Raw genomic sequence first — 13,519 nt, forward strand, 5'->3', positions numbered from 1 at the left:
ACTATTAATCGACACCAGCCTTGGTTTATTTCTATCATTGCTATGATGAAAAAATGATACAGTTGCATTTTCATTAAACGCGCAGTGTCTTGCTATTGAAAGATTGATTTCAAGTGGCAATAATACCGAATATATTAGCCTGATGAGGATAAGACAATTAAATTTTTTAGCTATATTTGATTGTTAATATGCCAAGGGTTAATACAATTTATAACTGTGAAAACTTATTAGGTAACAATATGAATATAGAAGCAGCATACCCTATTGGTGAGCTTGGCAAAAAGTGGACCGATGGCGATAAGGAAATATGGTTTCAACAACAGCAGAAAAAGCGCAGCTACTTTGAAGAGGTTGTTACTAAATTAGAGGGTTTAAGCGAGAGCTATACTATCGAGCAGTATGGGAACTTACTTTATGATGAAGAAATTTATCCATTATATGCTTTAAAATCGTCAAATTGGTTAGCAGATAAACCGGCTATTTTAATCACGGGTGGCGTACATGGTTATGAAACCAGTGGTGTTCAGGGTGCCATTCGTTTTCTACAAACCGCTGCACAGCCATTTCAAGACGCGTTTAACTTTGTGGTTTTACCCTGTATTAGTCCGTGGGGTTATGAAACCATTAATCGTTGGAACCCTTTGACGGTTGATCCTAATCGTTCATTTTACGAGAATAGCCAGGCACAAGAGTCATCAGCAGTGATGCAGTATATGAAAACCCTAGGTATTGAGTTTTTGGCGCATATAGACCTGCATGAAACCACAGATACTGATAACAGTGAATTTAGGCCAGCACTTTCTGCAAGAGATGCTATTGAACAGAAAAATTGGAACATACCCGACGGTTTTTATTTAGTTGGCGATAGCGGTAAACCCCAAGCGAATTTTCAAAAAGCTATTATTGCGTCGGTAGAAAAAGTCACCCATATTGCTCCTGCGGATAGCGAAGATAAATTAATCGGCGTACCTTTAGCGCAAGCTGGCGTGATTAACTATGCTGCTCGAGACTTAGGTTTATGTATGGGCTTAACTGACGCGCCCTACGTTACCACCACTGAAGCTTATCCTGATAGTCCACTGGTTGATGATGAAAATTGCATTATTGCTCAGGTGGCGGTAATTAGTGGCGCATTAAATTATTTAATGACGCTATAAAGCTGTTCATGCTCGTTAAGTTGGCAATTCATTAGTTCAATGGCTATTATTGGTGCTTTAACATATATATGACTAGCAATTAACCAATATTTTCTTGCATAATAAGCTATACATGCTATTTTCTTGCATAAATTTAATGAGGATGGTTTTTCATGCCAAAAGCTAGTGATATAAAAAAGAATGCCGCGATAGAATATAACGGTAAAGTAATGATTGTTAGAGATATTGAGCGTTCAGTACCTCAAGGTCGTGCCGGTGGTAGTTTATACAGAATGCGTATGTACGATGTGGTAACAGGCGGTAAAGTTGATGAAACCTTTAAAGCTGACGACACACTTAATTTTGCCGATTTAACGCGTCGTCCAGCGATTTTTTCTTATATCGATGGTGAAGAGTATGTCTTTATGGATAACGAAGACTACACACCTTATAACTTAAGCAAAGCGTCAATCGCAGATGAAGCTTTATTCATTAATGAAGATACGCAAGGTTTATTAGTGATTATTGTTGATGGTGTACCTGTTGCTATTGATTTACCAGCAAGTGTTGAATTAGTGATTACAGAAACTGATCCGTCAATTAAAGGTGGTTCTGCCACGGCTCGTACTAAGCCGGCAATTTTATCAACAGGCTTAACGGTGCAAGTGCCAGAGCATGTGTCAACGGGTGATAAAATTAAAATTAATACCGAAGATCGTAAGTTTATGGGCCGCGCTGATAAATAATACCTTCACATTTAAGCCAACGATTAAGATCGTTGGCTTTTTATTTTCTAATATTTATTTATAACGTTTATTTACGACTTTTATTTATGGTAATGAAACCATTTTTTAAATAAGAAACCTTGTACGTAATCAGCTTTTATTTTTCGCGCAAAAATAATATCACTTTCAGTTTCTATCCCTTCAAGTATGATTTTTTTCCCCGCACTATGGGCATAGTTAATTAGCGCTTCAACTAACAACATAAAGTGCTTATTGTGCTTTTCTGCGACTACATGTTTATCAAGCTTAATATAGTCGACCATTTGAATTACCGATGTTGATACCATCGAAAGTGGGTTGAAAACATCATCAATCGCGGTATTTATCCCGTTCTTTGCTAAGATATCTATCATGGCTAAACTTTTAATGCTGTCGTTAACTTCTGAATTATCTATCAATTCAACAACGATATTAGCATGGTTAAAACTTTTAAATAATTTCAAAAAAGGGTTGTTTTCGTTACCTTCACCAATAGAAAAATAAGAGTCTTGATCTAAATTAACAAATATATCGCTGTTCATTGGCGCGTAATTTAATTGCAGAAGTTTTTGTTGGTATTCCACTTGGAAGAGAGATAATGAACTGTCATGCAACGCCGCATAAATAATGTCTGGTGGGATATTGTTATTGTCTATATCGGTAAACCTAGCTAAACACTCATAGGCCATAATTTCTTTAGATTTTAAATCAACAATAGGTTGATATTCTACGCCATAGCGCTGGGATTCCATTAGTTCTATTAAACTCAGAGGAGATATTTGTCTATTATTCATTCACTATTACAAACAAACTACTTATTTGCGTATACCCTAGCTGATACAGGCACTTATTTTAAATGAGAATTATTTACATGTAAATGGTTGGGCTTAATGAGTGATTGATATTCAGTACTAATCTAGAGCGGATATAAGTTGCTATGTAAAGTATGTGAAACACTGAAAGCTGTTGTTGGTTTTATTTATGGTGAAATGTTAAGCCATTAGTACCTTGCTACCTTAATCAAGTCGACTTAATGTGAGATGAATTTTTTAGTCAGTGCTTATTGATATTGTTGTAATCAGTCATCATGCTTTGCATTAATACCCAGTTATAAAAAATACCCAGTTATAAAAAATCCTTTCATAACTAGGTGTTAATAAAACACTAGCGGTTGGGTGTTTGAGCTCCGAAGAGCTTGCCTTTATATTTTTTAGATTTTGCTGTTATTGCTCAATAACAATTGATTTACCTCGACCACCAGACTCTGCTGCAGCATCTAATTGTTGCTCGTTGGCAATGATCAGCTGTACCGCGCCAAATCGACGTTCGCTCAGGGTATAGCCCATCTTTTTAAGTACTGACTTTTCTTGCTCAGCAATACCAGGGTAATGTTGAATAACATCCTTTGGTAATAATTGATGATGGAATCTTGGGGCATTTGCCGCTTGTTCAGCATTCATGTCAAATTCAATCACATTAAGCATAGACTGATAAACCGAACTAATGATGGTGGTACCGCCGGGAGAGCCGGTCACTAATTTAACTTTGTTGTCTTTTAACAAGATAGTGGGGGTCATAGACGACAGCATACGCTTATTAGCTTGAATTTCATTTGCTTCGCCACCGACGGCGCCATAAATATTTGCCACACCGGCTTTAACGCTAAAGTCATCCATTTCATCATTTAAAATAAAACCAGCGCCTTCAACAATAACACCACTACCAAAGGTATAATTAATGGTTGTTGTATTTGATACGGCATTACCCCATTTATCGATAATGGAAAAATGTGTGGTGTCTGGGCTCTCTTTTAAGCCAGGTTTAATGGTGTTAGTAACCGAAATAGCATCAGCTGAAATACCCGCGATACGTGTTTTTAAGTAACTATCAGCCAGTAATTTTTCTTGCGGGACATCAAAAAAATCAGGATCGCCTAAGTATTCTGCACGGTCAGCAAAAACACGCTTCCCGATTTCTGCTAAGCGATGCATATAAGCTGCTGAATTATGTGCTAATGGCGCTTTATTATTTGAGAGTAAATCATACATATTTAGCCACTGTAAAATAGCAATACCGCCAGAACTTGGTGGTGGGGCCGTTAGCACTTGGTGACCACGCCAGGTTTTTTCTAGTGGTTTACGCCATGTTGCACGATAATTATCTAAATCGTCATAACCAATGATGCCACCGTTCTTTGTCATGAAATCAGTAATTATTTTTGCGGTTTCACCTTGATAAAAACCATTACGGCCATTATCTGCAATGCGCTTTAGTGTTTTTGCTAAATTAGCTTGTTTAAACAAAGTACCGGTTTTAGCGCTGGCAAAGTGCTCAGCAAAATTAACCTTTATACCTTCTTGTTTGAAGCTGTTAATACGCCATACAATGTTTTTTGCTAGGTTTTCATGAACAATAAACCCTTGTTCAGCTAAGGCTACCGCGGGCATGACTAAAGACTTCCAAGGGAGTGAGCCATATTTTTTATGGGCTTGCCACATGCCATCTACCGTGCCAGGTACACCAGAAGATAAAACACCGTATAAAGACTGATATGGAATAACATCGCCATGCTCATCTAAATACATATCACGATGGGCTTTTAAGGGGGCAACTTCACGATAATCTAAAAAGTCTGCTTTATTATCCTTATAAATCACCATAAAACCGCCACCACCGACATTACCGGCTTCGGGCTGGGTTACCGCTAAAACAAATTGTGCCGCAATAGCCGCGTCAATGGCATTACCTCCTTGTGAAAGTATTTTTGCTGAAACCTCGGCACTAAAACTATCAGGCATTGCCACTGCAGCTTGTTGTGTTGCTTGGACCTCAAAGGCTGAGGAAGATAATGAATAAATTAATAAGGCGATTGAGAGCGTTAATGGTTTTATCATGAAAATTAGCACTGTTGCATTTATATTTGCTGATAGATTAACGCGTTAACAAGAAATGTACAGTGGCAAGTATCACTTAATCGATTATCAGCTAAAATCTCAGGTTGAGCTCATGTTTATCTAAGGTTAAGTTAAGGTTATGGATAAGTTGAGTGAGAACAATGACCGTTTTTATTGTTATTAACAAAAACTAAGGTGTTGTTAATGAACGAGGTAAACGGGTATTTGAGGATTAATTATTTGCTGTTTCTAAGCAAAAAATGAGTTCAACTATGCAACGTAAGCTAAGCGACGCAGCGAAAAAAAATCTTACCTAAAGCTAAGCGACGCAGCGAAAAAAAACTTAGCTTTAGGTAAGTAGTAGTGAAGCTTAATTATCATAGCTTGAGAAAACAGCAAGAAATAAACCGTATTGTCACCGCAGTGCTCAAAAAGTATCAGCGTTGCTCTGGCCAAGTAAAATAGCCATCCGGGGTGCTAAAGTAATTCAGCAACAATACGTTTTAATAAAAAGGTTTCTCGTTCGATGGATAAGCCTTTTTTTTCACTATTTTTTATCACCATTTCATTGTGTAAAATAGCGGTGTGGATGTTCATCCAAAGGGGTTGCATACCATTTTGCAATTCATGAGGCTCAAATTCTGGCGCTAGTAGCTCTTGATCTATTTCGCAGGTATAGCAATAAGACAGCATATGAATCACATCATAATCATTTTTATCCCAATTACGATACTCTTCATAATACCCAAATTCTTGAATATTATTGACATTTTGTGCCCCAGTTTCTTCACGTAATTCACGAATAAGGCCAGAAATATTATCTTCCCCTTCATCAATACCGCCTCCTGGTAAAGTGTAATCGTGATAACGCTTGGTATATAGCAGTAAAATATTCTCACCGTTCAAGACAATGGCGCGAGTCGCTTTACGGGTGAAACGATGTGCAATATTTGGATGTAAATCTAATGCTTGAGTTGATTTTAATAAGCGCATGATAAATTTTTTTGTTAAATTTTTATCATTTATGGGGATAGATAGCGCTTAAATCAATAGTAAGTTGAATACAGCTTACAGAATTTTCATGTAAGGCTGCTTATGTAATCTTGAGTGAAAGTTTAGATGAAAGCTTTCTAAATAAGGTGTCTTTAATACTTTAGGCGTTTTTTTATATTTATTCAGGCTTTGCTATGCTTAATTAGGTTTCGTTCTTATGTTATTTTGTTTCGTTTTGATTGGGAAGAGCATGCTTAGCTTTCGATGTGAAATTTAATTTACGTTTAATACGGGAAAAATGAAACTTGTTGTGTAATAATACAAGCGTGGTAACGTTAATTAGGAGAGCCTCATGGTTCATGAAGAAGCAGTCAATGTAATAGAGCTTAGCGTCAACGCTATGGTAATGCCAAAAACTATTGAGCAGCAGTTAACTGACGCCAATGATGAAATTGCAGATCTAAAAATGCAAATTGTTTGGTTAGAGCGCTCTTACGAATAAAACAGTCATTATTCTATCAAGGCCAGTGTGATATTTCACACTGGCCTTTTTTATATCCTAAAGTAATGCTCAAGTATGCTGTTGGAATGATATTAAGCTGTTTTGTGGCGTTCAGTTATAAAAAGAACCATGGGTTAAAAGTTAAAAAATAGCGCTCAGTACTCAGTGACTTATTGGCATTTGAGCTATAGCTGGCTATCTAAATACTATAAATATCGCTTTACTGATAATATAACACTGACTTACTGATCCAAATACATAGTGACGAAAGTATAACAATTTAGAATTTAGAATTTACAATTTACAATTTACAAGTTATAGCATCTACTCAGTATTTTATAGCAAGTAATCGTGGGCAAACCCTGACAAATGGCTTAGCATTTATTTGTCATCAGCAACGGCGTTAAAAGGAATGAGTTTGTCTTTAAAAATAACAGCATTAAGTCATGAAGTTACCGATGGTGATAACCATCGTTATTTGTTTACTGATTTATCATTATCTGTTGCTCCTGGTGAATGTGTGGCATTAATGGGCGAGAGTGGCAGCGGTAAAACCACGTTACTAAATTTAATTGCTGGATTAGAGCCTATTCAGCAAGGGGAAATTGCGATTGCCAATTTATCCTTATCTAACGCCTCAGATAAACAGCTAAGTCGCTTACGAAAACAGTACCTAGGTATTATTTTTCAGCAGTTTAATTTATTAAGCAGTTTGTCAGTACAAGACAACATTGAATTTAGCGCCAAGTTAGCAGGTCGTTTTGATGAAAATCATGGTTTAACTTTGGCTAAAGAACTTGGCATATCGTCACTTCTTGCTAAATTTCCTGCGACACTTTCCGGTGGTGAAATGCAACGCGTAGCGATTGCGCGGGCATTAAATGCAAAACCTCAGCTGTTATTAGCCGATGAGCCAACAGGTAATCTTGACAAAACCAACAGTGAACATGTCGTTGAGCAATTAGTCAATTTAGCGAAATCTAAAAATACAGCCTTACTCACGGTAACCCATAGCCTTGATGTAGCCCGCAGTATGGATAAAATTTATCGTCTTGTTGACGGCACATTAACCTTGTTTGAAGGTTAATGTGATGGTTAGTTCTAACGTAAAAAAAGTACACTCTGAATTTCTTTTAGTGCTAAAAGCCCACATTGGCGAATATATTAATAAGCCTTTACTCAACCTTGGTTTTATCTTTAGCTTAGCAATAGCAACCAGCACCTTATTGAGTATTTTGGTGCTAAATGACGCAAGTGAGCAGCAGTATCAATCTGCCAATAGTCGTTTAAAGTCGCCTGTTGCTTTTCATATTGTACCGGCGTCGGGGGAAACTATTTCAATAAGTGATTATACTCAGTTAAGAGCACAAGGCTTTTATCAACTCAATGCGACCCATGTTTTCAGTAAAATTTTAGCTAATGGCGAGAAAATAGCTTTTCGAGCGATAGATATTTTGCCGTTAGTACTTACCATGCCAGCAAGCTACACCAGTAAAGCTGTCAATATTGAACAAGGCTATGCAGACTCGCTTGGTTTGACTATTAAAAATAGTGTGCCAGTGTCGTTAACTGTCAACAACCATGACACGATAGCGGTGAATATCAATAATGTTGCAGATTGGGGCAATGTTGCTTTGCTTGATATTGCACTCGCGTGGCAGCTATTTCCAGACATTAAAGGCTTTAGCCATTTGATGGTAAGTGAGATGTCAGTCAGCGAAATTTCACGGCTTAAAGCGGCGTTACCTCCTTACCTGTCTATTCAAGAAACCTGGTCCATTACAGAACGTGAAGGCTTTGCCGACGCCTTACATCTTAATTTATCGGCATTAGCCATTTTGGGTTTTATTGTTAGCCTTTTTATTGCTTTTCAGGCAGCGAATCAGGCTTGGACCAAAAGGCGTGAGCTTGCCACGCAATTGCGGTTGCTGGGTATTGAATTAAACACCATTATGAAAGTTATGCTCTGTGAGGCCTTATCGTTAACATTATTGGCGAGTATACTCGGTATGGCTATTGCCTTTGTTTTAGTGTCTTTTATATTGCCATTATTGGGCTTGACGCTAGAGCAACTTTATCAATTACAAGTTAGCGGCCAATTTCAATGGCAATGGCAATACAGTTTATGGGCCTTTGCGATATCGTCAATTGCTGTTATGGCGGCGTTACTGAAACAATTTAGACTGATTGGCTCAGCAAAAATCGCCTTCTCTGCACGGCTATCCCAACAACATTTTAGTTTTAAAACCACAGCCATAGTCGCTGCTATTCTCTTAGTTTTATTTGTTTTTTGGCCCGATAATAACTGGCATCATTTGATGTTTAAATACGGCTTGCTGTTACTCGCCAGTGTCGCGATATTGCCTAATTTGTTGAAGTTTTTTCTGCAAACATTGGCATTAATCAGCCGATCTTTTCGCTTAAAGTTTATTTTTCAAGATGCCAGTCAGCAAGTGGGTAGACGTTATCTGCCCATTGCCGCTTTTTATTTAGCCTTAACCGCCAGTATTGCCGCCGCTTTAATGGTGAATAGTTTTCAAAGTGCCTTTGTGTCTTATTTAAATCAGTTACTTAATGCCGACTTGTTCGTGCGTTACAACGCAGAGCAAAAACAGCCATTAAGCCAATGGTTGCAAAAACAAAACGGTGTTGAAGAATATGTTTTATTTACCAGCACGGTGGCAAAGTACCAAGCAGACACTGTTGAGGTCCATCGCCTGAGCTCGAAAAAGCAGCAACAAAGCTTGTCACTGAAATCAGGTCAGCTGGCTTCCCTTAATAGCACAGAAAGAAGCTGTTATATTAATGAACAACTAGCCTACAAACGTTTGATTAGAGTACAAGAGATCATTGAAATAAAACAAGGTCAACAAAGTTTATCTTGTCGTGTTCAAGCTATTTATTACGATTATGGTAATCAAGCTTTTGCCATAAAAATACCATCAAAACTCAACATTGATGAATTATCAGCGTGGCAAGAAACAGGCTTTGGACTGTTTTTAACCTTAGATGCCAATGTTATTAAAGAAGCGCTTATTGATGATGTCGGCATAGACAACAGCCAAATGTATCAACCAGAGCAAATCAAAAAACTGGCGCTAGCTGTGTTTGAGCAAAGCTTTGCTTTAACACAAGCTATTGCTTTTGTATTACTTTCTATTGCTTGTTTAGGTTTGTTTTTATCAGCGAATAGTTTGGAGTTAGCCCGCAAACCCGACTTACATATTTTAAGCAGTTTAGGCTACAGCCAGTTCGAGCTTTTTAGCCATATGCTATGGCAATGGTTGCTGTTAGCTTTTGGTGCTATTTTGTTAAGTTGGCCTGTTGCTACCGCCTTGGCAAATGCGCTGGTGAGCTTGATTTTACCAGCCTCTTTTGGTTGGTCAATGCCCTTGGTTTTTGAAATAGGGCCATTTGTGGTGAGTAGTGTACTCGGTATCTTGATGCTGATCCCTGCATTGGCTCTGCCATTATATAAACTTAACGTTAGAGCTAGTTTGTCATGATAAACCGTCCGGTATTGAGTAAATTTTTTCTGCCAACACTGCTTAGTTTTTTTCTGCTTGCGGCCTGTAGTGATGAAAAGCCAGCAAAACGCTCAGCTTTGAAAGGGCTTAGTGATACGCTTGGCGATTTTGAGCAACCGATTAAAGACCATGTCATTACATTTGAGCAAGCACAAGCTCCACATAAAAATTTTCAACAAGAGTGGTGGTATTTAACGGCTAATTTAACCACCGAAAGTGGTGAGGAATTGGCCGCGCAGTGGACCTTATTTCGTCGAGCAGTAGAAGACAAGCATTGGTACTTTGCTCATGCTGCATTAGCGGATGCAAACCAGCATCAATCGGCTTTTCGCAGCGGACGCGAAGAGTTGGGTAATGTGGAAATTACAACACAGCCTTTTAAGGCGGCAATTGATAATTGGCAGTGGCAATCAACACAAGGGTTATTACCGGCTAATTTACGCTATGGCAATGTTATGAGTGCTAATACTGAGCAACCGTTAGCCAGTTCATTAAAGCAACAGCCACTTGCCAATAAATTAACGGCTCAGCCGCCAATGAGTGATAAGGCAATTGTTGTCGAGCCAGCTGTCGAGCCAGCTGTCGAGCCAACTGTTGTAGCGACAGCTGAGCAAGCACAAGGCTGGCAGGTAAATTTGAATTTAAGCCTTGATGAAGCGCTGATAGGAAAAACACCGTATTTCCTACAAGGCGAAAATGGCTTTAGCCAAAAACATCATAGCTTAGCGATCGCCAGTTATTATTATTCACAACCTTTTATTAACGTCAGTGGCGAAGTGTTTTGGCAAAATAAATGGCAAAAAGTAACAGGTAATGCTTGGTTTGATCGTGAGTGGGGTTCACAAATGTTGGCAGAAGATCAACAAGGTTGGGACTGGTTTTCACTACGCTTAAATGAAAATACGGCGCTAATGGTTTACCGAATTCGTTCAGACATTAAAGATTACCTTTATGGCAGTATTATGCGGCGCGATGGCACAATTAAAACATTATCATCAAGCGATATCAGCTTGACTAGGATCAAAGCGAATACCAAGTCGCAATCATCAGGTGACAGTTCATCCTATCCTGAGCACTTTTCAATTGTCATTGCCCATGACGATATCGATATTGAGGTTAGCGTGATTAACAATAAACAAATTATGCGCTTTGGTATTGAGTATTTTGAAGGTATGGTGTCATTTTCGGGGAGTCATCAAGGCAGTGGCTTTTTAGAAATGACTGGCTATGTGAATTAAATTGGTTTTTAGTTAATTATAAATATGTAACTTACTGTGTAAATGTGCGACTTATTGTGTAAATATGTGACTTATTGTGTAAATATAGAAATAATTCAAAGTAATAGCAATAATTTTTAATTTTCCTTATGGACCACGTATAATGTTTAAGATTATAGATTAACGGATGTAGTTGAGTTCCAAAACAGGTTCACTAATGCAACAAAATGGCCTGTTTTATGATACGAAATAACTTCACCTATGCTTTTGTTAATTATATCTATTAAATTAAAAAATGTGTTAATTTAATAGATATTTAGGTGTCTTATTTACTCGGTTTTCAGTTGGTTTTCAGTTGGTTTTCAGTTGGTTTTTTGCAAAATCCAGTATAAATAAACACCTGTACGAAAAAATTTCAGCCTAATATTTATGACTAAGGTCGTTGGTTTGCTCAAAATTAACCTTTAGAGCGGCTTACGAGTAGTTTGAAAACTCGCTCTATATAGCAATTACATTTTTAATTTATATATTAAGCATTAAAGGAATAACGGATTTTGAATATCTTTAAGATAGTGGCTAATAAATTTTTTATATTTCCTGTGATATATTTTTGTTTTTTATCTGTAATTAATTCGGCATTCGCCAATGATTTGAACCTTACCTTGAATAGTATTCAACCATCACATAATTATGTTTGTCCAGTGGACAAGGTGTTGAGTGATCAAGTTGAATGGTTTTTAACAAACTCGCCTAATCTATCGACTCAAGCACGCTCAAAATTACTCTGGCAAAAAGCGACTGTTATTGGCTGTAAGTATGGGTTTAGTGAGGATTATTTAAGATACTTAAAAAAAATAACGCTTTTGCCTAGTAGCGAAGTAAATAAGAATATTTTATCCTTCGCTATTTATGATTTAACAGACTTTTATTATCAATATTCACCAACAAAAGCCTGCGATTTTTTGCATAAGAATCGGCTGTTGGTGACCAGTGCGTCACCAGAGTTTTTAAAGTACTTAGATATGGCTGAGCTTCAGTATTGCGCTGAAATGACCGCAGTTGAGAAAATTAAAGCCTTTGTTAGGCTGCGGGAGGTAAGTAAAGGCGATAACCCTTTTGTAGCTAATATATACCTGAGCATAGCTGAAATATATTCATCTTTGGGTCAGTTTACGCTTGCCGCGAACGAATTCAAAAAACACTTGTCTTATATCAAGGATGATTTCGATATACATTGGACTTATTATTTTATTGCGACTGAATTATTAGATGCAGGTGAAATTGAAGAAGGTAAGCGATATTTTAGAAAATTTGAATCAGGAGCCGAGCTTTTCGTAGACACTGAAAGTTACAACGTTTTACTATTGATTTTGAAAATAAAAATTGCCTACATGGAAAAAAAGTTTGCTCTAATGTTGGTGCTTATTGATGAATTTGAGCCCCATCAAAGTAGGATTCAAAAGTCGCAATCAAACAATAAAATGCTATTGTATAAAGCGATAGCCTGTGTAGAAAATAATCGAACTCAATGCGTTAATAGCTTTATCGCAAAGAAAGCAGCATTAATTAAGCAAACAAACCCATCAAACCTGCGTTATTTGTATGAGTTTTTGACCAAATATTATATTACTCAAAATCAGGCTGAAGCATCACAAAAACACTTTGAAAGTTACATTAATATTAATCAGCAAGCTTTGATTAATCAACAAAACTCGGTTCCTATTCTAGACATTGCCGAATTACAACAAGACATAGTGACACTGGAACTGAGTTTAGTTTCAGCAAAAGTAGAGCAATCAAAAATCACTTTAGTTCTATCCAGTTTATTAATATTTGTTCTACTCGCTATCGGCTTATTTATATGGCGTGAAAAAAACAAACAAAAAATATTGTTAGAAACTGATGAATTAACCCGTATTTACAATAGACGCGCTATTTTTGAACAAATAGCGAACCTAAAAAACACCAAGAACAATGATATACACGCTATTATCCTTTTTGACCTAGATAATTTTAAAGCCATTAATGATAAATATTCACATGTTATTGGTGATAAAGCACTGAGACATATTGTCAAATTAACTAAAGATAATATTCGACAGCAAGATTTATTTGGCAGAATTAGTGGCGAGGAATTTGTCGTTTGTTTAAAGGATTTAGAAAAAGTATCTGCGCAAATTATTGTTGAACGTATCCTCAGTAGTTTTGAAAACAATCCTATGTTATTAAATGATGCAAAAGAGATAAGGGTTACAGCAAGTTTTTCCATTACCTACATTGAAAAATCTATTACTGATTTTGAATCAATTTATCATAACTTAGATAGTGCGCTTAATAAGACAAAAGACCTAGGTCGAAATAGAGTTGTTGAAGTTTAATTGCTTAAGTACAGCCAACTAAAGGCTCTAATAATCGGCTCTAATAATTTACACTTGGCTTTTTACTAATGGACCTAGATGTTCAATGTTGTTTCTGAGCATAATCAC

General features: G+C 37.0%; 10 protein-coding genes. 7 read left to right on the forward strand and 3 right to left on the reverse strand.

Annotated elements, in window-relative coordinates; all coding sequences use genetic code 11:
• Window positions 1–239: 239 nt before the first annotated feature.
• Window positions 240–1,157 (forward strand): M14 family metallocarboxypeptidase, encoded by a 918-nt coding sequence (locus tag H4J61_RS01980; protein WP_182183195.1) that lies wholly within the window; start codon window positions 240–242, stop codon window positions 1,155–1,157.
• Between the two features lie 152 nt (window positions 1,158–1,309).
• Window positions 1,310–1,882: an elongation factor P-like protein YeiP gene (gene yeiP, locus H4J61_RS01985; RefSeq protein WP_182137537.1), complete on the forward strand. Its 573-nt coding sequence runs from the start codon at window positions 1,310–1,312 to the stop codon at window positions 1,880–1,882.
• 80 nt (window positions 1,883–1,962) lie between these two features.
• On the opposite strand, the gene H4J61_RS01990 is transcribed toward yeiP, so the two are convergent.
• From H4J61_RS01990 to H4J61_RS02000, 3 genes are all read right to left on the reverse strand, one after another.
• A complete protein-coding gene (locus tag H4J61_RS01990) occupies window positions 1,963–2,694 on the reverse strand; it encodes an EAL domain-containing protein (RefSeq protein WP_182137538.1) in 732 nt (243 codons plus the stop codon).
• 429 nt (window positions 2,695–3,123) lie between these two features.
• A complete protein-coding gene (gene ggt, locus H4J61_RS01995) occupies window positions 3,124–4,794 on the reverse strand; it encodes a gamma-glutamyltransferase (protein WP_182183198.1) in 1,671 nt (556 codons plus the stop codon).
• A gap of 477 nt (window positions 4,795–5,271) precedes the next feature.
• Complete coding sequence (locus H4J61_RS02000) at window positions 5,272–5,787, reverse strand: NUDIX hydrolase (protein ID WP_182183200.1); 516 nt, start codon at window positions 5,785–5,787, stop codon at window positions 5,272–5,274.
• 352 nt (window positions 5,788–6,139) lie between these two features.
• Between H4J61_RS02000 and H4J61_RS02005 the strand changes: the two genes are divergently transcribed.
• From H4J61_RS02005 to H4J61_RS02025, 5 genes are all read left to right on the forward strand, one after another.
• The gene (locus H4J61_RS02005; protein ID WP_182138021.1) at window positions 6,140–6,289 is read left to right on the forward strand and encodes a hypothetical protein; all 150 of its coding nucleotides are present in this window, start codon (window positions 6,140–6,142) and stop codon (window positions 6,287–6,289) included.
• 412 nt (window positions 6,290–6,701) lie between these two features.
• Window positions 6,702–7,376, forward strand: a complete 675-nt coding sequence (locus tag H4J61_RS02010; protein WP_310650019.1) for an ABC transporter ATP-binding protein — start codon at window positions 6,702–6,704, stop codon at window positions 7,374–7,376.
• Window positions 7,377–7,380: 4 nt separating this feature from the next.
• Window positions 7,381–9,795, forward strand: a complete 2,415-nt coding sequence (locus H4J61_RS02015) for an FtsX-like permease family protein (RefSeq protein WP_182183205.1) — start codon at window positions 7,381–7,383, stop codon at window positions 9,793–9,795.
• Window positions 9,792–11,054: a lipocalin-like domain-containing protein gene (locus H4J61_RS02020; protein ID WP_182183208.1), complete on the forward strand. Its 1,263-nt coding sequence runs from the start codon at window positions 9,792–9,794 to the stop codon at window positions 11,052–11,054. Before H4J61_RS02015 ends, H4J61_RS02020 begins: the two co-directional genes overlap by 4 nt.
• A 692-nt stretch (window positions 11,055–11,746) precedes the next feature.
• Window positions 11,747–13,411, forward strand: coding sequence for a GGDEF domain-containing protein (locus tag H4J61_RS02025; RefSeq protein ID WP_182183211.1), 1,665 nt, complete (start codon window positions 11,747–11,749; stop codon window positions 13,409–13,411).
• Window positions 13,412–13,519 lie beyond the last annotated feature (108 nt).

Source organism: Colwellia sp. MB3u-4, assembly GCF_014077065.1.
Lineage (GTDB): Bacteria > Pseudomonadota > Gammaproteobacteria > Enterobacterales > Alteromonadaceae > Cognaticolwellia.

Coding starts and splice junctions, on each gene's coding strand:
- ggt (WP_182183198.1), bottom strand. CDS start 4,794: ATGATAAAACCATTAACGCTCTCAATCGCCTTATTAATTTATTCATTA.
- H4J61_RS02000 (WP_182183200.1), bottom strand. CDS start 5,787: ATGCGCTTATTAAAATCAACTCAAGCATTAGATTTACATCCAAATATT.
- H4J61_RS02005 (WP_182138021.1), top strand. CDS start 6,140: ATGGTTCATGAAGAAGCAGTCAATGTAATAGAGCTTAGCGTCAACGCT.
- H4J61_RS02010 (WP_310650019.1), top strand. CDS start 6,702: ATGAGTTTGTCTTTAAAAATAACAGCATTAAGTCATGAAGTTACCGAT.
- H4J61_RS02020 (WP_182183208.1), top strand. CDS start 9,792: ATGATAAACCGTCCGGTATTGAGTAAATTTTTTCTGCCAACACTGCTT.
- H4J61_RS01980 (WP_182183195.1), top strand. CDS start 240: ATGAATATAGAAGCAGCATACCCTATTGGTGAGCTTGGCAAAAAGTGG.
- H4J61_RS02015 (WP_182183205.1), top strand. CDS start 7,381: ATGGTTAGTTCTAACGTAAAAAAAGTACACTCTGAATTTCTTTTAGTG.
- yeiP (WP_182137537.1), top strand. CDS start 1,310: ATGCCAAAAGCTAGTGATATAAAAAAGAATGCCGCGATAGAATATAAC.
- H4J61_RS01990 (WP_182137538.1), bottom strand. CDS start 2,694: ATGAATAATAGACAAATATCTCCTCTGAGTTTAATAGAACTAATGGAA.